Genomic DNA, 18,005 nt, shown 5'->3' with positions numbered 1-18,005 from the left:
GATCGAGACCCCCTTCTGTGACGGAGCACAACCCCTGTGACCTGCGCAACGTCCCGGGATGTCCCGTCATCTGCGACGCAGGAGCCACGCCAGAAGGCCGCTGAGACCCACCGCCACCAGCAGTCCGACCACCGTCGCCACCTGCGAACCGCGGTCCCCACCGACCCCACCGAGCCAGGCCAGCACGATGCCGAGCACGGCGGCGGCCAGCACCACCCCGCCGGCCCGGCCCAGCCAGCGCAACACCAGATCCGGGTCGACCACCGCGTCGTAGGGCAGCAGCGCGGCAAGCGCGGCCAGCGTGTGCGCCAGGTAGAGCAGCGTGGCCACGGCGAGCAGCCGCCACAGCGCCGGCGGCCGGTCGAAACCGAGCGTGGCGAGCAGCCAGCCGCCGACCGTGACCAGCGCGGCGAACGTCGGCCAGAGCCGGCGCGGAGCGACCGCCGGCAGCACCGCCACCACCGTGAAGGCCAGCAGCGACCGCGGGGTGAACGCCTGTGCCGGGTACGCGACCAGGAGGCCGACCAGCACGCTGAGGAAGATGCCGGCCCGCACCAGCAGCGGAGTGGGGCTGACCCGCCGCACCGCGTAGCGGAGCGCGTTCACGCGCTCGTTCAGCCCCTCGACGAGACCACTCATCGCATACCCGCCTTCGGCGCGGTCGCCAGCCGGGCGACGTCTCGCAGCACCTGGTCGAGGCTGCCGGCGCCGGCCCAGCGCACCACCGGCACGCCGTGCTCGCGGAGCTGGCCGATCATCGTGTCCCGGTCCAGCCGCCACAGCCGGTACGCCACCTCGGCCCAGCCCCGGTCCGTCGGCACCGGCAGCTCGGCCGGCAGGGTGTCCACCGCGACCACGAACCGCCCGCCCCGGGCCATCCGGGCCAGCATCTGCGCCGACCGCTCGTCGAGCAGCGGGGTGAGCACCACCACGAGCGCGTCGGAGGAGAGCAGCTGCGGGCCGAAGACCTGGTCGTACGGCTCGTGCGGGGAGGACTCGGCCGTGACGTCGAGCAGCCACTCCAGAACGGTCAGGTACTGCCGGCGGCCGGTGGCCGGGCGCAGCCGGCGGGCGGCCGGGCCGTACTCCAGCAACGCCACCCGGTCGCCCCGGTGCAGGTAGTGCTCGGCGATCGCGGCGGCCGCCCGGACGGTGGTGTCCAGCACGGACGCCGCCCCGCGTACGCCGCCGGAGCGGCCCGCCTCGGCCAGCACGTCGAGCAGCACCACCACCTCGGCGTCCCGGTCCGAGAGGGTGGCCGCCACGTGCAACTGGCGGGCCCGCAGCGAGACCCGCCAGTCGATCCGGCGCAGCCGGTCCCCGGGCGCGAAGACGCGGACCCCGGCCAGCTCGCCGCCCTCCCCCGGCCGGCGTGAGTGGTGCGCGCCGACCAGGCCGGCGGCCCGGGGCATCGCCTCGACCGCCTCGAACGGCTCGGTCATCGGGTAGACCCGCATCCGCACCGCCCCGGTGACCACCGCCCGCGACACGAGCAGCCCGTCCGCCGCGGCGACCCGGGCGCCGGCCGGCCCGACCGGGTGCCGCCCCCAGCGCAGCGCCGTCCCGGTCAACTCCAGGTCGACGGCCGAGCCGGACGGCACCGAGGTGACGAAGGGCCGGTCGGCACCGCCGGAGCGGCTCACGTCCACCCCGGCCCCGCCGAAGCCGACCTTCTCCACCCGCAGCCAGGGCGACATCCGCGTCCGCACCACCGCCACGTCGTAGGAGACGGTGTCCGGGTTGGCGACCGCCACCGTGGCGGCCATCGGAGTGCCCTCGACCAGGTGCGCGTCCCCGGCACCGAGTTCCAGGTCGGGAAGGGCCGTGGGCCGGCGGCGCAGCGCGTACGCGCTGCCCAGCGCGAACGGGGTGGCCAGCACGACCAGGTCGATCCGGCCGAGCAGCACCGCCGCGACCAGCAGCAGGCCGGTGAGCAGCACGGCCCGGCCGAGCGCCCGGGTGGGCGCCCAGCCGCTCGCCGGTTCCTGACGGTCGGCCATCAGCGTCCGGACGGCCCGGCCGCGTAGCTGGGCAGCGCGCCGCTGGCCGGGGCGGGCGTCGACTCCAGCACCTCACCGACCACGAAGGACGGATCGACCCGGCGCAGCCACATCTCCGGCCGCAGGGTGATCCGGTGGGCCAGCGCGGGCGCCGCCACCGCCTTGACGTCCTCCGGCACCACGTAGTCCCGGTTGCCGAGCACCGCGCGCACCCGGGACAGCAGCAGCAGCGCCAGCGAACCACGCGGCGAGGCGCCGACCAGCACGGACGGGTGCTCCCGGGTGGCCGCGGTGAGCGCCACGATGTACCGGCCGATGGAGTCCTCGACGACCACGTCCTCCAGCGCGGCCTGCATGGCGCGCAGCGTGCCGGCGTCCACCACCGGCTTGATCTCGGCCTCCTCGCGTCGGCGGGCGATCCGCCGTTGCAGCACCTCCCACTCCTCGTCGTGGTTCGGGTAACCGAACGAGACCCGGAGCAGGAACCGGTCGAGCTGCGCCTCGGGCAGCGGGTAGGTGCCCTCGTACTCGATCGGGTTGGCGGTGGCGAGCACGTGGAACGGCTCGTCCAGCCGGTAGGTGACGCCCTCCACCGAGACCTGCTTCTCCTGCATGGCCTCCAGCAGCGCCGACTGGGTCTTCGGCGGGGTCCGGTTGATCTCGTCGGCGAGCAGCAGGTTGGTGAAGACCGGGCCGGCCCGGAACGAGAAGTCGCCGCTGCGCTGGTCGTAGAGGAACGAGCCGGTGACGTCGGCGGGCAGCAGGTCCGGCGTGAACTGGAGACGGCGGAAGTCCAGGCCGAGGGCCTGCGCGAACGAGCGCGCGGTGAGCGTCTTGCCCAGGCCGGGCAGGTCCTCCAGCAGCACGTGGCCGCCGGCCAGGATGCCGGCCAGGACCAGCTCCAGCGCCTCCCGCTTGCCGACCACGACCGTGCCGACCGCGTCGAGCACCGCGCGGGCCAGCCGGCCGACCTCGGCGGGGGGCATGCTCCGGTCCACGTCGTTCATCACAGCTTCTCCAGTTCGGCGACGATCACCGCGAGGTCGCGCGGCGACGGGGGGCGGCGGGCGGGGGTGCCGAGGAAGGTCCACAGCGGCTCGCCCAGCAGGGCACGGGCGCGGGCCGGGTCGGACTCGCGGGTGACGCCGTGCTTCTGGCGCAACCGTTCGTCGGCCAGCTCGCCGAGGCGGGGCAGCACCCGCTCGGTGAACCGCTCGCGGTTGCCGGAGCACCAGTCCAGCGGGCGTTCCCACTTGTTGACGGCGGCGCGCAGGGCGTCGCGGGCGGACCAGTTCCAGGTGCCGGGCTCCTCGCCGGCCGGGGCGCGGGCGCCGGCCCGCGACGGCGGCGGGGGCGACAGCTCGGCGGTGACCCGCCGGACCGCCAGCACGGCCAGCACGCCCGCCACGACGATCCAGAGCGAGACCTGGAGGCCGACCGCGCGCAGCCCGACGACGACCACCACCACGATCGCGGCGGTGACCGCGAGGCTGCGCAGCACCCAGCGCGCCCGGCCACCGCCCGGCCGCCGCGCCTCCTCGGCGGGCTCCCCGGCGGACGAGAGCAGGTCGTCGATGCTGGTGCTCATGCCGTCACCTCGCCGGTGGCCGCCGTGGTCAGCTCGCCACGCAGCCGGCGCAGGGCGGCCCGGGCCTGGTCCCGCATCCGCTCGTCGACGGTGTGGGTGGCGTACCGGGCCTCGCGGTAGACGTGCGCGAAGCCGTCGAGCACGTCGGCGCTGGCGATCGCCGGGACTCCGGCCGCCGGGTCGCCGCGCAGCAACCGGCTGACCAGGTCGGTGGGGGTGTCCCCCGCGCGCCGGGGCACCCCGGCCTCCTCGGCGGCCTCCTCGAGCCGGACCCAGCAGGCGATCACCGCCGTGCGCGGATCGGTGGACCGGTCGTCCAGCTCCACCAGGCCGGCGTCCAGCGCGGCCACCACCTCGCGGGCGGTGCCCTCGGCGGTGCGCCGGGCCCGCTGCCGCGGCACGGCGCGTGTCGTCCGGCGCAGCGCCCCGCCGACCACGGTCCACAGCACGTACCCGACCGCGGCCAGGACCGCCGCCCCGAGCAGCACGATGGCGGCGGTGACGAGCCAGTCGGGAATGCCGCCGGAGGTGGGCGTGCCGAGATCCCGGGGCTCGACGGTGATCGAGGGCGCGGGCTCGGCCGTGGGGTAGTCGGGCACGTACGGGATGGTGTCCGCGGCGGGCGGGATGCGGCTCGCCCCGATCGTCGAGTGCCCGGCGGCGAGCGCGCCGACGGCGAGCAGCAGGGTCACCGCAGCGACCGGCCACCACCTGCGCAGCACGCCGAGGTCCATCCCACCGCCCCACGCATTCCTCAGTCCACCCCGGCCAGGTCCTTCGCCCGGGCGAACACGTCGTCCAACATCGCTGGTGTCAGCCGCCCGGTGAAGGTGTTCTGCTGGCTGACGTGGTAGCAGCCGAGCAGCGCCGGTGCGGACGTGCCGGACCAGTGTGCCCCATGACCGAACGCGGGGCGCGGCGTGGGCGGGCGCTGCCCGTACACGTGGCGCAGCACCGGCCACCACGCGGCCCACGCGAACGCGCCCAGCGCGACCACGACGCGCAGGGTGGGCCGGATGAGGGTGACCTCCCGGTGCAGCCACGGCGCGCAGGTGTCCCGCTCGGCCGGGGTGGGCTTGTTGTCCGGCGGCGCGCACCGCACGGCGGCGAAGATGCGGGTGTCCCGCAGGGTGAGGCCGTCGTCGGCGGACACGCTCGTCGCCTGGTTGGCCAGCCCGGCCCGGTGCAGCGCCGCGAACAGCACGTCGCCGGAGCGGTCCCCGGTGAAGATCCGGCCGGTGCGGTTGCCGCCGTGCGCGGCGGGCGCCAGGCCGAGGATGCCGATCCGCGCGTCGCCCGGGCCGAGGCCGGGCACCGGCCGCCCCCAGTAGTCCTGGTCGCGGAACGCCGCCCGCTTGACCCGGGCCACCTCCTCCCGCCAGACCACCAGGCGGGGGCAGGCGAAGCAGTCGCTCACCGCGCCGTCGAGGTCCGCCAGGTCGGTCGCCCGCGCGGCGCGGGCGACGACCTCGTCGGGGGTACGCGACTCAGCCAAGCTTGGCCCGGAAGAGTTCCAGCGTGCGGGCCCAGGCGGTGGCGGCGGCCCGCTGGTCGAAGTGCTCGGGCCGGTCCTCGTTGAAGAACGCGTGCGCGGTGCCCGGGTAGTCGTAGGTCTGGCAGGTGCCGCCGGCGGACTCGATGGCCCGGCGCACGCTCTGCACCCCGTCGGCGGCGGAGAGGCCGTCCGCCTCCGAGCAGTGGACGAGCGCGGCCTTGCCGGCGTAGCCGGCCCACTCGGCGCTCATGCCCTCCCAGGGCAGTCGCGGGTAGAAGCCGGCGGTGGCGACGATCCGCTCGGAGAACGTGCCGGACCAGAGCGCCAGGCTGGCGCCGGCGCAGAACCCCGCGCAGCCCACCTTGCCGGCGACCTCGGGCCGGTTGGCGAGGTATTCCGCCGCCGCCGCGATGTCGCTCGCCGCCTCGTCCATCTGGGTGCTGTTCAACATCTGCCGCGGCTCACTCGGCTTGCTCGCCGGACCGCCGTGCCGGAAGTCCGGCGCGAGCGCGACGAAACCGGCCTCGGCGAAGCGGTCCACCACCGCCCGGACGTGGGGCACCAGGCCCCACCAGTCCTGGATGACGATGACCGCCGGGCTGGCCGCACCGCCGGAGGGTATCGCGAGATACCCCTCGCTCGTCCCCCCGTTACCGGTGAAGCTCACCATCTCGCCCATGGGCCCGTCCTCCTAGCGGTCAGTCATCGTTGGCTGGTCGCACAGTGGGTGTCACGTGCCGGTAGCGTGCCACGCGCTCACCGGCCCGGGGAAGACGGAAGAACAGTGGCATTCACCTCCTGTTCGCCCGGTGGACGGGACGGCGCGGGTAGCCACCCGCGACGGTCGTGCGCCGCCAGCGAGGTCCTCCACGGTGGACGCACCGAGGGGGTGCCCACCGGCCGGTGGGCACCCCCTCGGTGTCGGCGTCAGCGGGTCGGCGTCGGCGTCGGCGTGCTCTCGCTGGGCGCGGCCGACGGAGTCACGGTCGGCGCGGGGCCGGCGCTCCCGCCCGGGGCGGGAACGGCGCTCGCGGGCGGCGCGCTCACGGTCGGCGCCGCCGGGGCCGGCGCCGGCGCCCCGAAGGGCGCCCGGTCGGGGCAGTAGGGGTAGACGTTGCGCGGCGGGGGCATGGTGCCGTCCGCGCTCAGGCAGGTCGGCCAGCCGAGCCGGATGGGCACGCCGTTCTGGTCGAAGAGCTGGGCGTTGCGGATCAGCCGCCCCTCCTGGTCGTAGACGAAGACGTCCTCGATCGAGTCGTACCGGTCGCCGACCGAGACCTCCTGGTAGCTGCCGAACTGGTCGGAGCTGGCGTGCTGGTCGACGTCGACCAGCAGGGCGAAGGAGAAGAGCAGCAGGGCCCCGGTGCCCAGCCGCAGCAGCCGCCGGGGCCAGCCCCGGAAGCCGGCGGAGCGGCGGCCCAGCCACACCGAGACGAGAACGGCGCCGCCGAGCAGGAAGAGCCCGGCCAGCACGCTGCCGTCGAGCCGAGGCAGCAGCGCGGACGGTTCGCCGAGCACCACGGAGATCAGCAGTGCCGCCAGCCAGCCGCGCACCAGCCACCAGGCGGGACGCAGCGGGCGGAGGAACTCGCTCACCGAGGACTGCCCGAGCAGCGGGCCGAGCTGGGTGTCGAGGGCGCGCAGCTGGGTCCCGGCGCGCGCCTGCGCGGCGGCCAGTCGCCGGCGCCGGCGTCCCGGACCGGCTCCCGCCTCGGCGCCGGCGGCGGCCCGCAGCTCGGCCGCGTACGCCTCCGGCGTGCCGAGCCGGTCGACGAGGGTGCCCTCGGCCTCGGCGGCCACCTCGGCGAGGTGCTCCGGGAGGTCCTCGGTCAGCTCGTCGCGAACGGCGGGCGGCAGGTCGGCCAGGGCTGCCCGCACCCGGTCGACGTAGTCCGCGATCTCCTGCCCAGTGACGGTCATGCCGCCATCCCCCGATCGTCGAGCAGTGCGTCCATGGTGGTGGCGAAGGAGCGCCAGGTCTTGCCGGAGCGGGTGAGTTGGTCCCGGCCGGCGACGTTGAGCGAGTAGTACTTGCGGTGCGGCCCGGACTCGCTCGGCACCACGTAGGTGGTCAGCAGCCCGGCGGCGAAGAGCCGGCGCAGAGTGCCGTAGACCGAGGCGTCGCCGACCTCCTCCAGGCCGGCCTCGCGCAGCCGGCGGAGGATGTCGTAACCGTAGCCGTCCTCCTCCTTGAGCACGGCGAGAACGGCGAGGTCGAGCACGCCCTTGAGGAGCTGCGTGGTATCCACGCTCCGCACACTAGTGCGGATTACGCAGTACCGTCAAGAACACGGTAGTCGAGGGGCATGTGGTGTGTCGTGGACCAGCCCGGCGTCGCGCCCTTTCAGGCCAGGGACCAGGCGATGCCGTCGAGGATGTCGTGTTCGGAGGCGACCACCGAGGGCATCCCGGCGCGCTCCATGATGACCCGGAGCACCAGCGCGCCCGCGCCGATCACGTCGGCCCGGCCCGGGTGCATCACCGGGATGGCCAGCCGCTGCTCGCGGGTCTTCCCCAGCAGGTCGGCGGTGACCTCGGCGACCTGGTCGTACGACACCCGGGCGTGGTGGATGCGCTCCGGGTCGTACTCCTGGAGCCCCTGAGCGATGGCCACCACGGTGGTGACCGACCCGGCGAGCCCGACCAGGGTGGCGGCCTCCCGGCCCGGGACGGCGGTCAGCGCCCGGTCCACGGCGACCGCGATGTCGGCCTGCGCGGCGGCGACCTCGTCCAGGCCGGGCGGGTCGCCGTGCAGGTGGCGCTCGGTCATCCGGACGCAGCCGATGTCCATCGAGACGGCCGCCTGGACGCCGCCCTCGCGGGTGCCGACCACGAACTCGGTCGAGCCGCCGCCGATGTCGACCACCAGGTAGGGCGGCTCGGCGTCGGCGGGCAGGCCGCGGACCGCGCCGGTGAAGGAGAGCCGGGCCTCCTCGTCGCCGGTGACCACCTCGGGTGCGACGCCGAGGGTCTGCTCGACCATGGCCCGGAAGTCGGCCGCGTTGGAGGCGTCGCGCGAGGCGGAGGTGGCGCACATCCGGACCCGCTCGGCGCCCAGCTTCTCGATCTCGGACGCGTAGTCGGCGAGCGCAACGCGGGTCCGCTCGATCGCCTCGGGAGCGAGCCGGCCGGTGCGGTCGACGCCCTGGCCGAGCCGGACGATCTCCATCCGACGGCTCCGGTCGACAAGCGGCGCCCGCGGCCCGGCGGACGGGTCGGGCAGGTCGGCGACCAGGAGTCGGATGGAGTTGGTCCCGCAGTCGATGGCGGCCACACGCGTCGTCACGGCTGCCACCCTACGGCAGCCGGACCGGCCGTCGAGCGGTTCAGTCGTCGGCCGCCGGGCGGCCGAGCAGCTGGGCGCCGAGCGGGGTCAGGCGGTGGTGGACCGCGGCGCCGTCACGCTCGGTCGCGACCAGGCCGGCGGCGCGCAGGGCGGTGGCGTGCTCGGAGGCCGTGGAGAGGCCGACGCCGACGCCCCGGGCGAGCGCCGTGGTGGTGTGCGGGCCCGGCCCGGCGAGACGACGCAGCATCGCTGCCCGGGTGGCGCCCAGCACGCCGGCGAGCGGATCGACCGCCGGATCGAGGGCCCGCGCCGGCATGGCGGCGGGATAGACGAGGAGGACGGGCCGGCCCGGTTCGACCAGGACCCGGGGCAGCGGGCCGGCCACCGGCGACGGGAGCAGCACCATCCCCTCCCCGGTGCCGGTCACCTCGCCGCTCCACCAGGTGCGTACCTCCAGCACGGGCGGCCGCCACCGGATCGCCGGGTGCAGCCCGTCGAAGAGACCGGCCAGCCCGCGCCGGGCCAGCCGGTGCGCGGCATCGGCCAGCTGTCGCTGGTGCACGGTGGTCAGGGTGGACCAATGCGGGGCCAGCACCGCGGCGAACCAGGTGTCGAGGGCCCGGCCGAACAGGTCGAGCACGGTCGGATCGGCGGCGGCGAACGCGCGCCGCAGCGGCGTCGTGGCGACCTCGGTGTAGGCGGCGGCGACCTCCGCCCGGACCCGGCGGGCGGGGGTGGACCGGATCGCCGCGAGGCCGGCGGCCACCGAGTCCAACCCGTCGAACGGGGTGAGGAAGTCCGGCAGCCGGCCGCGGGCGGGCAGCAGGTGCCGCAGCGACCCGGCGGCGGCGCGGACCCGGCCGGCGGAGGTCGCCGTGCCGGCCGCCACCGCGAGATCCGGCGCCATGGCCGCGGTGGCGGGGTCGTGCAGCGCCTGGCAGGCCAGCATGGCGGTGCCGACCGGGTGCAGGCGGTCGACGAACCGTACCCGGCACAGGTCCGCCGGTCCGAGGTGCAGCCGCAGCATGCAAGCAGCGTGCCCGGCTTCGGCGAGGACCGAAAGGGTTGACCGGCTCGGGTCCCGGAACCGACGGTGGAGCCCGGTTACCCACGGGGAGGGCGGGACGTGCGGCGGACGATCGCGGTGCTGGCGGGGCTGATTCTGGTGTTCACCGGTGGAGCGTGCGGCGGGACGGCCGAGCCGGGCGCCGCACCGACCTCCGGTGAGCCGTCGGCTGCCGCGCCGACGCCCGGCGAGCGGCCGGCCGCCGGGGACCACGAGCTGACCCTGCGCCACGGCGGGGTGGAGCGTAGCTACCTGCTGCACGCCCCGCCCGGCTACGACCCGGCGCGTCCCGCGGCGCTCGTCATCGCGCTGCACTTCTTCCCCGGCACCGGGGCCGACATGCGGGAGCTGACCGGGCTCGACGCCCGCGCGGACCGGGAGAACTTCCTGGTCGCCTACCCGGACGGGCAGCACGGCGGCTTCAACGCGCTGATCTGCTGCGGGTCGGCGGACGACGTGGGGTTCCTCACCGCGCTCACCGCTCACCTGGTGGACACCTGGCGGGCCGACCCGGACCGGGTCTACCTGACCGGCATCTCCAACGGCGGTGACCTGAGCTTCCGCCTCGCCGTGGAGGCGGCCGGCGTGTTCGCGGCGATCGGTGTGGTCAGCGGCGGCTACAGCGGCCCGCTGACCGAGCCGGACAGCTACGTGCCCACGCGGCCGGTCTCGGTGATCACCTTCGTCGGCGGGCAGGACCAGTACGCCGGCACTTTCCACGACGGGCTGCGCACCTGGCAGCGACGGCTCGGCTGCCGGCCCGTGGCGGGGCGGAAACCGGCGGCGCCGAAGGGCCTGAGCCGGAGCGACGCGCGATGCGCCGACGGCAGCGACGTGACCGTGTGGAGCCTGCCCGGGATGAGCCACTCCTGGCCGGGCGCCACCGCGGGCCAGCTCGCCGCCCCGGACGCCGGCGTCACCGCCACCGACCTGATCTGGGAGTTCTTCGCGGCCCACCCGCGACGCGGGTGAGGCGGGTCAGAGGCGCAGCAGCATGCGGCTGTTGCCGAGGGTGTTCGGCTTGACCCGCTCCAGGTCGAGGAACTCGGCGACACCCTCGTCGTAGGAGCGCAGGAGCTGTTCGTAGACCGGCTGCGGCACCGGGGCGCCGTCGATCTCGCGGAAGCCGAACGAGCCGAAGAACCCGGTCTCGAAGGTGAGCACGAAGATCCGGGCGACGCCCAGCTCGCGGGCCGCGTCGATCAGCTCGCCGACGATCCGGTGCCCGATCTTGTGCCCCCGGCAGGACGGGTCGACGGCCACCGTGCGGATCTCGGCGAGGTCCTCCCACATCACGTGCAGGGCGCCGCAGCCGACCACCGTGCCGTCGGGCGTCACGGCCACCCGGAACTCCTGCACGTCCTCGTAGAGGGTGACGGTGGCCTTGCTGAGCAGCCGCCGGTCGTCGGTGTAGGTGTCCACGAGCCGCCGGATGCCGCGTACGTCGCCGGTGCGGGCGCGGCGGACCACGATCTCGTCGGCGACGGTCATCTCACTCCCCCGCGGGCACGTCCACGCAGGGGCCGGCCGCCCACCACTTCTCCACCAGGGCGAGGGTCTCGTCGCCGAACGGGTTGACCCCCGGCCCGGCGGCGAGCGCGTGCCCGAGGTGCACGTGCAGGCACTTGACCCGGCCCGGCATGCCGCCGGCCGAGATCCCGGCGATCTCCGCCACCTGCCCGATCGCCTCCCGGCGGGCCAGGTAGTCCTCGTGCGCGGCCCGGTAGCGGGCGGCCAGCTCCGGGTCCCCGGCCAGCCGCTCGGCCATCTCCTTCATGAGCCCGGCCGACTCCAGCCGGCTGCACGCCGCGGTGGCCCGCGGGCAGGTCAGGTAGTACAGCGTCGGGAAGGGCGTGCCGTCGGCCAGCCGGGGCGTCGTCTCCACCACGTCGGGCAGGCCGCACGGGCACCGGTGGGCCACCGCCCGGGTGCCGCGGGGCGGGCGCCCGAGCTGCGCGGCCACCGCGGCCAGGTCGGCCTCGGTGGCCGGCTGGCGCTCCGGCGGGGGTACGGACTCCGCCGCCGCATCCTGCGGTGGTACGACGCTCACGGGTGCCTGTCTCTCGTCGGTGCTCACTTGTCGGGGCGCTCGGCGTTGGCCGCCTGCACGCTCGACCACAGGGTGTCGTACCAGGGGTCGGGCGGCTTCGGCGGCCCCGGCTTCGCGCCCTTGCCGGCGTCCTTGGCGGCCCCCTCCGGGTCGGAGAGCACCACCAGCAGGGTCTCGCCGGGCCGGCCCATGAAGAACCGCTCCCGGGCCTGCGTCTCGATGTACGCCGGGTCGTGCCACTTCTCCGCCTGGGCGGAGAGTTCCTGGATCAGCTCCCGCTGCCGCTGCTGGGACGCTTCCATCCGCTCGATGTCGGCCTGCTGGTCCAGGTAGACCCGGACCGGGTAGGTGTAGGCCAGGGCGAGCGCGATCAGCACCGCGAACAGCACGGTGGCGCGCCCGGTGAAGCGCCGGGGTTGGGGTGCGGTGAGCCGCTTGACCGTGCCACCGGCCGCGGTACGCCGGGCCGCCGCGGGACGGCTCGCGGAGCGTACCCCCTCGGTGGCGCGGGCGGTGCCGGGTGACCGGCCGGCGGCGCGCGGCTCGGCGCGGACGCCGGCGTCGCGGACCGACGACCGGACCCGGGCCGCGCCCGGCCGGCCGGCCTGACCCGGCCGACGGGCGGGCCGCTGGCCACCCGGTGTGCGGCGCTGCTGCATCGTCACACCCCTCCCCCGGAGCTCTCGGCTCAGGCCGAACGGTAACGCGGGAACGCGCCGGCGCCGGCGTACCGCGCCGCGTCGGCCAGCTCCTCCTCGATCCGCAGGAGCTGGTTGTACTTCGCGACCCGGTCGGAGCGCGCCGGGGCGCCGGTCTTGATCTGGCCGCAGCCGGTGGCGACCGCCAGGTCGGCGATGGTGGTGTCCTCGGTCTCGCCCGAGCGGTGGCTCATCATGCACATGAAGCCGGCCCGGTGCGCCAGGTCGACCGCGTCCAGGGTCTCGGTGAGCGAGCCGATCTGGTTGACCTTCACGAGCACCGCGTTGGCGGCGCGCTCGCTGATGCCCCGGGCGATGCGCTGCGGGTTGGTGACGAACAGGTCGTCGCCGACGATCTGGATCCGGTCGCCGAGCGCCGCCGTGAGGGTGGCCCAGCCGCTCCAGTCGTCCTCGGACAGCGGGTCCTCGATGGACACGATCGGGTAGTCGCCGACGAGCTTGGTGTAGTAGTTGCTCATCTCCTCGGCGGTCTTCGCGGTGCCCTCGAAGGTGTAGCTGCCGTTGTCGAAGAACTCGGTGGCGGCCACGTCGAGGGCGAAGACGATGTCGGTGCCGAGCCGGTAGCCGGCCTTCTCGACGGCCTCGGCGATCAGGTCGAGCGCGGCGGCGTTGGTCGGCAGGTTCGGGGCGAAGCCGCCCTCGTCACCGAGGCCGGTCGACAGGTCCTTCTTCTTCAGCACCGACTTCAGCGCGTGGTAGACCTCGGCGCCGGAGCGGAGCGCGTCCCGGAACGTGGGCGCGCCGATCGGCGCGATCATGAACTCCTGGATGTCGACGTTCGAGTCGGCGTGCGCGCCGCCGTTGAGGATGTTCATCATCGGCACCGGGAGCAGGTGCGCGTTCGGGCCGCCCAGGTAGCGGAAGAGGCTCAGCTCGGCGCTGCCGGCGGCGGCCTTCGCCACGGCCAGCGAGACGCCGAGGATGGCGTTGGCGCCCAGCTCGGCCTTGTTGTCCGTGCCGTCGATGTCGAGCATCTTCTGGTCGATCAGCCGCTGTTCGCTGGCCTCGTACCCGATGAGCTGGTCGACGATCCTGTCCTCGATGTTGGCGACGGCCTTCTCGACACCCTTGCCCAGGTAGCGGTCCTTGTCACCGTCGCGCAGCTCGATCGCCTCGAAGGCGCCGGTGGAGGCGCCGGACGGCACCGCGGCGCGGGCGATCGTGCCGTCGTCGAGCCCGACCTCGACCTCGACCGTCGGGTTGCCCCGCGAGTCCAGGATCTCCCGGGCGACAATTCCCTCGATGGTTGCCACTGAGTCGCTCCTCGTTTGTGTGTTCCGGTCCGGTATGGGCCGCGACGGTGCGGCTGAGGCAGGTGTTGAACGCAGCGTATCGGTCCCCGCCCTCGCCCATGCCCTGCGGGGCCGCACCCGGTGACTGAACGCGAGGAAGCGCGCCCCGCGACGGACCCGGGCGCGAACCCGCCCACCACGGCCGGTGACACGGACATTCCCGGATTTCCCGGCCTCAACCGACAACGGGTTTGCGAGAGGTTGCGTCGATCGACAAGGCTGGGCGGCATGCCCGCCGCCTCGACGACTCTCCGCGTGCTCGCCGCCTCGGCCCTCGCGTCGCTCTCGGTCACCGGCTGCCAGGCCCTCGACGACACCGGGGTCGCCCTCGGACGGGCCGACCTGGTCAACGACCTGACCGCCCGCATGGACCGGGCGCTCGAGCAGACCTGGGCCGCCGACTACCAGCTCAGCGGCGGGCGCACCGCGTCGATCGCGCAGACCAAGGAGCCGCTGCGCTCCTCGTACACCTGGCCGGACGGCAAGATCACGGTCACCCAGGAGGCGGTGACCCGGTGCGCGAACGCGGCCGGGCGCACCTCGTGCACGGTGTCGCCGCCGGTGCTGACCGCCGGCAAGCCCTCGGTGGTCGTCTACGGCGAGGTGGGCAAGCTCGGCCTGGTCACCCCGCCGGCGGTGATCCGGCTGCTCACCGACGCGGCGCTCGACCCCGAGGCGACCATCGAGCAGAGCGACACCACGCTGGCCGGGCACCACGCCACCTGCGTCGACGTCACCCGGGCCGGCAACCGCTTCGACGCCTGCGTGACGACCGAGGGAGTGCTGGGCAGCTTCACCGGCACCCTCGACGGCAGGCCGGCGGAGGTCACCCTGAGCCGCTACACCGACACCGTCGAGTCGGCCGCCTTCGACGTGCCGGCCGGGGCCGGCGTGGTCGACCGCCGCCAGTCGACCTCGTGACCGACCGGCTCCACCTGCCGGCCGGCCGGAACGGCGCCGCCGCCGGCCGGGCCGGCTTCCGGCCCGCCGCCGAGCACGGCCGCCCGCCGCACCCGGACGACCTGGCCCTGGCGGTGGCCGGGCGCAGGCTGCTCACCGGCGTTGACGGGCGGTTCCCCCGGATCGCCGAGCTGCCCGACACCCTCGACTGGGTGCCGGTCGGCACGCTGGACGGCGTCCCGGCCTGGGCGGCCGAGGTGGCCGGCGGCACGGCGCTGCCCGGGCGCTGGCGCGGCTGGCCGGGCCTCGCCGCCGAGCTGCCCGCGACCTGGGCGGACCTGGCCGGGCGGGCGCTCGCCGTGGCCACCTGGCGGCGTACGCACCGGTGGTGCGGGGCGTGCCGGGCCGAGCTGACCGACGTGCCGGGCGAGACGGCCCGGCGCTGCCCCGCCTGCGAGCTCACCACGTTCCTGCCGCTCTCCGTGGCGGTGCTGGTGGCGATCACCCGCCCCGGCCCGGCCGGCGGCCCCGGCGAGCTGCTGCTGGTCCGGCACGCGTACGGGCCGACGGAGCTGTGGGCGCTGGTCGCCGGGTTCGTCGAGGCGGGCGAGTCGCTGGAAGCGGCCGCCCACCGGGAGGTCGCTGAGGAGGTCGGCCTGACCATCGGGCGACCCACCTACGTGGACAGCCAGCCCTGGGCGCTGTCCGGCCCGGGCACCCTGCTGGCCGGCTTCACCGCCACCGTGAGCGACCCGGCCGCCGAGCCGGTGGTCGACCCGAGGGAGCTGACCGAGGCGCGCTGGTTCCCGGTGGACGCGCTGCCGGCGGAGCTGCCCCCGGCGTACTCGCTGTCGCGCTGGCTGGTCGACGCGGTCGCCGGCGGCGGGCCCCGCTGACGGTCAGATTCCCAGCAACGTCCGCAGGTGCCGCGGCGGCGGGCAGTCGTGCGCCAGCATGGCGTCGTGCCAGTCGCGCGTCGACACCCCGTCGGGCCGCGCACGGGCGATGTCGGCCATCTCGCTGTAGCCGACGAAGTAGGTGGAGAGCTGGGTCGAGGTGAGCAGCGCCCGCCGCCACTTGCCGGCCGCCTCGCCCTCCTCCTGGAAGCCGCGCCCGGTCATCAGCGCCATGGCCTCGGCCTCGGGCAGGTCCTCGCAGTGCACGAGCTGGTCGAGCAGCGCGTTGATGGTCATCCGGAGCTGCATCTTGAGCTGCTGGAGCCGGACCGGCAGGCCGCCGAAGCCCAGCCCGGCCATCAGCTCCTCGGTGTAGACCGCCCAGCCCTCGATGAACACCCCGGACTCGGTGAGCGCGCGGACCCGGGTCGGCCCGGCGTAGCGGCGCGCGTGGGCGAGCTGGAGGAAGTGGCCGGGCATCGCCTCGTGCACGGTCAGGTTGCGGATCATGTGGTCGTTGTATTCGCGGTAGAACGACTCGACCCGCTGCGCCGGCCAGTCCGCCGGGGTCGGCGCGATGCAGTAGAAGGTCGGCACGTCCGCCGTCTCCAGCGGACCGGGCGAATCGCAGTAGGCCACCGCCACGCCCCGGGCGAACTCCGGCATCTCCTGGATCACGCACGGGTCGTCGACCAGGCTGACCAGGTCGTGGGCCCGGACGAAGTCGCTCGCCTCGTCGAGCGTGACCGAGGCGAGGTCGACGATGGTGGCGTCGTCCGGGTGCTCGGCGGCGAGCAGGGCCAGCGCCCGGCGGACCGTCTCGTCGTCGGCCGTGCCACCGACCAGCTCGACGGCCGCCGCGCGGATCTCGGCGGTGACCCGGTCGAGGTTGGCCCAGGCGCGGCGCTGCACCTCGGCGGCGCTCAGCTCGGTGTCGAGGGTGTGCCAGAGCCGCGCCTCCCAGCGGCGCCGGCCGAGCCGAGGGTCGCGCCCCGGGCCGGCGTCGGCGGCCAGGCCGATCCGCAGCCACGCCACGAACTCCTCCAGCGCGGCGATCGCCGCGGTGGCGGCCGGCTCCACCCGGTCGTGCAGCGCCGGCGCCTCGGCGAGCAGCCCGGGCACCTCGTCGCGGATCAGCGCCGCCGTGCCGGTGAACTGCCCGACCGCCGTCTCGGCGTGGATCCGCGGCATGTCGCGCAGCGTCGCGCGCGCGGTCGCCAGGGCGTCCGGTACGGCCGCCAGCCGCCCGGCCAGGTGGGTCAGGCGCTCCTCGACCGGCGCGTACGGGCGGGCCATGAGGGCGTGCAGCAGCGGGCCGGGGTTGTGCCGCAGCGGGTCCCACTCGTGGCCGCGGATCTCGGTGGCCTCGAACAGGCTCCGGTCGACCAGGCTGCTGAGCAGCGCGTGGTCGACCCGCTCCTCGACGTCGAGCGAGTCGCTGTCGATTTCGGAGAGCGCGTCGGCCGCGTCCCTGAGCATCGCCTGGTCGGCGGCGAGGGCGTCGGCGGACAGGTCGGGCAGCCGGTCGTCGTACCGGTGGTCCCCGGCCGAGGTGGCCAGCCCGGGCCGGCTCTCCAGCAACGCCTCCACGATCCGCTCGGCGAGCGGCACGAACGACTCCATGCCGACGACCTTACCGATCTTCCCGCGCCGACCTTCCGTTGATCATGAGGTTGGCCGTGCCGGAACGCGCATTCCGCGCCGCTGACCTCATGATCAATGCTCGGGGGCGTCGGGCGGGGCGGCACGTTCGGCCGCGCGGACGGCGTCGGCGTACGCCAGGGTGGCGCGGCGCAGGGCCGCCTCGGGGTCGATGCCGGCCTGCCGGGCGGCGGCGACCGTGGCGAGCAGGCCGGCGCCGAGGCGCGCCTCGGGGTCGACCTGGGATTCCGCCAGCGGCGGCGGGACGGCCAGGCCGACCCGGCCGGCGCGGTCCAGGACCTTCGCGGCCAGGGCCAGCGCGGGCTGGCTCAGCGCGATGCCGTCCAGCACCGACTCGCGGGTCTTCTCGGCCCGCTTGATCCGCTCCCAGTTCGCCTCGATCTCCTCGATCGAGCCGGCCTGCTCACCGGAGAAGACGTGCGGGTTGCGGCGGACCATCTTGTCGACCAGGCCGCCGGCCACGTCGTCGACAGTCCAGCGCTTCCCCTCCGGCAGGTCCTCGGCCAGCCGGGCGTGCAGCAGCACCTGGAGCAGCACGTCGCCCAGCTCCTCGCGGAGCGCGTCGGTGTCGTCGGCGCTGATCGCGTCGTACGCCTCGTAGCACTCCTCCAGCAGGAACCCGGCCAGGCTCCGGTGGGTCTGCGCCCGCTTCCACGGGTCGCCGCCCGGGGAGGCCAGCCGGTCCATCACCTCGACGGCGTCGAGCAGCCGGGCCCCCGGCGGGTCCCACGAGCCGTACATCAGCTCCAGCTCGGCGAGGCCGGGCTGGCGGGCCAGCCGCAGCCCCAGCTCACGCGCGAGCGCCTCGTCGCCGGCCGGCCCGGCCAACCACACCGCGCTGCCGTGCGCGGCCGCCGCGTCGAGCAACGCCTGGGTGGCGCCCTCGGTCACCACCGTGACCTCGGCGCCCGTCGACCGGACCGCCGTGGCGAGTTCGCTCTCGGCGCCCGCCAGCACCGGCGCGGAGCGGACGACGTCCCAGGCGGGCGCCGTCAGCAGGCCGGCGGGCAGCCGGGGCGAGGTGACGAGCAGGACGATGCGCGCGGTCATG

The 18,005-nt window shown here is 75.2% G+C and carries 20 protein-coding genes; 3 read left to right on the top strand and 17 right to left on the bottom strand.

What is annotated here, in order from left to right; genetic code table 11:
- Nucleotides 1-66: 66 nt before the first annotated feature.
- The 11 genes from ACZ6PY_RS04390 to ACZ6PY_RS04340 all read right to left on the bottom strand — a co-directional run bounded on the left by ACZ6PY_RS04390 (nt 67) and on the right by ACZ6PY_RS04340 (nt 9,396).
- Nucleotides 67-639 carry a hypothetical protein gene (locus tag ACZ6PY_RS04390; RefSeq protein WP_466069087.1) on the bottom strand — a complete coding sequence of 191 codons (573 nt, stop codon included), beginning with the start codon at nt 637-639 and terminating at the stop codon, nt 67-69.
- Complete coding sequence (locus ACZ6PY_RS04385) at nt 636-2,000, bottom strand: DUF58 domain-containing protein (RefSeq protein WP_466069085.1); 1,365 nt, start codon at nt 1,998-2,000, stop codon at nt 636-638. Before ACZ6PY_RS04385 ends, ACZ6PY_RS04390 begins: the two co-directional genes overlap by 4 nt.
- Entirely contained in the window at nt 2,000-3,007 is a 1,008-nt protein-coding gene (locus ACZ6PY_RS04380; protein ID WP_262287070.1) for an AAA family ATPase, read from the bottom strand. The genes ACZ6PY_RS04385 and ACZ6PY_RS04380 overlap by 1 nt, the downstream gene beginning before the upstream one ends.
- Nucleotides 3,007-3,588 (bottom strand): hypothetical protein, encoded by a 582-nt coding sequence (locus tag ACZ6PY_RS04375; RefSeq protein WP_466069083.1) that lies wholly within the window; start codon nt 3,586-3,588, stop codon nt 3,007-3,009. Before ACZ6PY_RS04375 ends, ACZ6PY_RS04380 begins: the two co-directional genes overlap by 1 nt.
- Nucleotides 3,585-4,322, bottom strand: a complete 738-nt coding sequence (locus ACZ6PY_RS04370; protein ID WP_466069082.1) for a DUF4129 domain-containing protein — start codon at nt 4,320-4,322, stop codon at nt 3,585-3,587. Before ACZ6PY_RS04370 ends, ACZ6PY_RS04375 begins: the two co-directional genes overlap by 4 nt.
- Before the next feature lie 20 nt (nt 4,323-4,342).
- Complete coding sequence (locus ACZ6PY_RS04365; RefSeq protein WP_466069080.1) at nt 4,343-5,083, bottom strand: uracil-DNA glycosylase; 741 nt, start codon at nt 5,081-5,083, stop codon at nt 4,343-4,345.
- Nucleotides 5,076-5,762: a dienelactone hydrolase family protein gene (locus ACZ6PY_RS04360; RefSeq protein ID WP_466069079.1), complete on the bottom strand. Its 687-nt coding sequence runs from the start codon at nt 5,760-5,762 to the stop codon at nt 5,076-5,078. Before ACZ6PY_RS04360 ends, ACZ6PY_RS04365 begins: the two co-directional genes overlap by 8 nt.
- A gap of 248 nt (nt 5,763-6,010) precedes the next feature.
- A complete protein-coding gene (locus ACZ6PY_RS04355) occupies nt 6,011-7,003 on the bottom strand; it encodes an HAAS signaling domain-containing protein (protein ID WP_466069077.1) in 993 nt (330 codons plus the stop codon).
- On the bottom strand, nt 7,000-7,332 hold the full coding sequence (locus tag ACZ6PY_RS04350; RefSeq protein ID WP_151461256.1) for a PadR family transcriptional regulator: 333 nt from the start codon (nt 7,330-7,332) through the stop codon (nt 7,000-7,002). The genes ACZ6PY_RS04355 and ACZ6PY_RS04350 overlap by 4 nt, the downstream gene beginning before the upstream one ends.
- 95 nt (nt 7,333-7,427) lie before the next feature.
- Nucleotides 7,428-8,357, bottom strand: coding sequence for a Ppx/GppA phosphatase family protein (locus ACZ6PY_RS04345; RefSeq protein WP_466069409.1), 930 nt, complete (start codon nt 8,355-8,357; stop codon nt 7,428-7,430).
- Between the two features lie 52 nt (nt 8,358-8,409).
- Nucleotides 8,410-9,396 carry an ArsR/SmtB family transcription factor gene (locus ACZ6PY_RS04340; RefSeq protein ID WP_466069074.1) on the bottom strand — a complete coding sequence of 329 codons (987 nt, stop codon included), beginning with the start codon at nt 9,394-9,396 and terminating at the stop codon, nt 8,410-8,412.
- Nucleotides 9,397-9,495: 99 nt separating this feature from the next.
- Between ACZ6PY_RS04340 and ACZ6PY_RS04335 the strand changes: the two genes are divergently transcribed.
- On the top strand, nt 9,496-10,407 hold the full coding sequence (locus tag ACZ6PY_RS04335) for a CE1 family esterase (protein ID WP_466069072.1): 912 nt from the start codon (nt 9,496-9,498) through the stop codon (nt 10,405-10,407).
- Nucleotides 10,408-10,413: 6 nt separating this feature from the next.
- On the opposite strand, the gene ACZ6PY_RS04330 is transcribed toward ACZ6PY_RS04335, so the two are convergent.
- The 4 genes from ACZ6PY_RS04330 to eno are packed head-to-tail and all read right to left on the bottom strand — an operon-like array spanning nt 10,414 to nt 13,457.
- Entirely contained in the window at nt 10,414-10,926 is a 513-nt protein-coding gene (locus tag ACZ6PY_RS04330; protein ID WP_466069070.1) for an amino-acid N-acetyltransferase, read from the bottom strand.
- 1 nt (nt 10,927) lies between these two features.
- Nucleotides 10,928-11,485: a DUF501 domain-containing protein gene (locus tag ACZ6PY_RS04325; RefSeq protein ID WP_466069068.1), complete on the bottom strand. Its 558-nt coding sequence runs from the start codon at nt 11,483-11,485 to the stop codon at nt 10,928-10,930.
- Nucleotides 11,486-11,508: 23 nt separating this feature from the next.
- Nucleotides 11,509-12,144, bottom strand: coding sequence for an FtsB family cell division protein (locus ACZ6PY_RS04320; RefSeq protein ID WP_466069066.1), 636 nt, complete (start codon nt 12,142-12,144; stop codon nt 11,509-11,511).
- A gap of 29 nt (nt 12,145-12,173) precedes the next feature.
- On the bottom strand, nt 12,174-13,457 hold the full coding sequence (gene eno / locus ACZ6PY_RS04315; protein WP_466069064.1) for a phosphopyruvate hydratase: 1,284 nt from the start codon (nt 13,455-13,457) through the stop codon (nt 12,174-12,176).
- A gap of 267 nt (nt 13,458-13,724) precedes the next feature.
- On the opposite strand from eno, the gene ACZ6PY_RS04310 reads away from it, so the two are divergent.
- The gene (locus ACZ6PY_RS04310) at nt 13,725-14,417 is read left to right on the top strand and encodes a hypothetical protein (RefSeq protein WP_466069063.1); all 693 of its coding nucleotides are present in this window, start codon (nt 13,725-13,727) and stop codon (nt 14,415-14,417) included.
- Nucleotides 14,414-15,292, top strand: a complete 879-nt coding sequence (locus tag ACZ6PY_RS04305; protein ID WP_466069062.1) for an NAD(+) diphosphatase — start codon at nt 14,414-14,416, stop codon at nt 15,290-15,292. The genes ACZ6PY_RS04310 and ACZ6PY_RS04305 overlap by 4 nt, the downstream gene beginning before the upstream one ends.
- Nucleotides 15,293-15,295: 3 nt before the next feature.
- On the opposite strand, the gene ACZ6PY_RS04300 is transcribed toward ACZ6PY_RS04305, so the two are convergent.
- Together ACZ6PY_RS04300 and ACZ6PY_RS04295 are read right to left on the bottom strand one after the other, a co-directional pair.
- Nucleotides 15,296-16,915 (bottom strand): DUF885 domain-containing protein, encoded by a 1,620-nt coding sequence (locus ACZ6PY_RS04300; RefSeq protein ID WP_466069061.1) that lies wholly within the window; start codon nt 16,913-16,915, stop codon nt 15,296-15,298.
- Nucleotides 16,916-17,008: 93 nt separating this feature from the next.
- Nucleotides 17,009-18,004, bottom strand: coding sequence for a nucleoside triphosphate pyrophosphohydrolase (locus tag ACZ6PY_RS04295; protein WP_466069059.1), 996 nt, complete (start codon nt 18,002-18,004; stop codon nt 17,009-17,011).
- Nucleotide 18,005: the final 1 nt, after the last annotated feature.

This window comes from Micromonospora sp. NPDC048907 (assembly GCF_055586885.1).
Note: the sequence above shows the minus strand (reverse complement) of the source record. Positions and strands in the feature narration are given on the sequence as shown.

Bases quoted from the DNA above. Each gene is read 5' to 3' on its own strand.
- ACZ6PY_RS04390 (WP_466069087.1), bottom strand. From the start codon at position 639: ATGAGTGGTCTCGTCGAGGGGCTGAACGAGCGCGTGAACGCGCTCCGC.
- ACZ6PY_RS04385 (WP_466069085.1), bottom strand. From the start codon at position 2,000: ATGGCCGACCGTCAGGAACCGGCGAGCGGCTGGGCGCCCACCCGGGCG.
- ACZ6PY_RS04380 (WP_262287070.1), bottom strand. From the start codon at position 3,007: ATGAACGACGTGGACCGGAGCATGCCCCCCGCCGAGGTCGGCCGGCTG.
- ACZ6PY_RS04375 (WP_466069083.1), bottom strand. From the start codon at position 3,588: ATGAGCACCAGCATCGACGACCTGCTCTCGTCCGCCGGGGAGCCCGCC.
- ACZ6PY_RS04370 (WP_466069082.1), bottom strand. From the start codon at position 4,322: ATGGACCTCGGCGTGCTGCGCAGGTGGTGGCCGGTCGCTGCGGTGACC.
- ACZ6PY_RS04360 (WP_466069079.1), bottom strand. From the start codon at position 5,762: ATGGGCGAGATGGTGAGCTTCACCGGTAACGGGGGGACGAGCGAGGGG.
- ACZ6PY_RS04355 (WP_466069077.1), bottom strand. From the start codon at position 7,003: ATGACCGTCACTGGGCAGGAGATCGCGGACTACGTCGACCGGGTGCGG.
- ACZ6PY_RS04340 (WP_466069074.1), bottom strand. From the start codon at position 9,396: ATGCTGCGGCTGCACCTCGGACCGGCGGACCTGTGCCGGGTACGGTTC.
- ACZ6PY_RS04330 (WP_466069070.1), bottom strand. From the start codon at position 10,926: ATGACCGTCGCCGACGAGATCGTGGTCCGCCGCGCCCGCACCGGCGAC.
- ACZ6PY_RS04320 (WP_466069066.1), bottom strand. From the start codon at position 12,144: ATGCAGCAGCGCCGCACACCGGGTGGCCAGCGGCCCGCCCGTCGGCCG.
- ACZ6PY_RS04310 (WP_466069063.1), top strand. From the start codon at position 13,725: ATGCCCGCCGCCTCGACGACTCTCCGCGTGCTCGCCGCCTCGGCCCTC.
- ACZ6PY_RS04300 (WP_466069061.1), bottom strand. From the start codon at position 16,915: ATGGAGTCGTTCGTGCCGCTCGCCGAGCGGATCGTGGAGGCGTTGCTG.
- ACZ6PY_RS04295 (WP_466069059.1), bottom strand. From the start codon at position 18,004: ATGACCGCGCGCATCGTCCTGCTCGTCACCTCGCCCCGGCTGCCCGCC.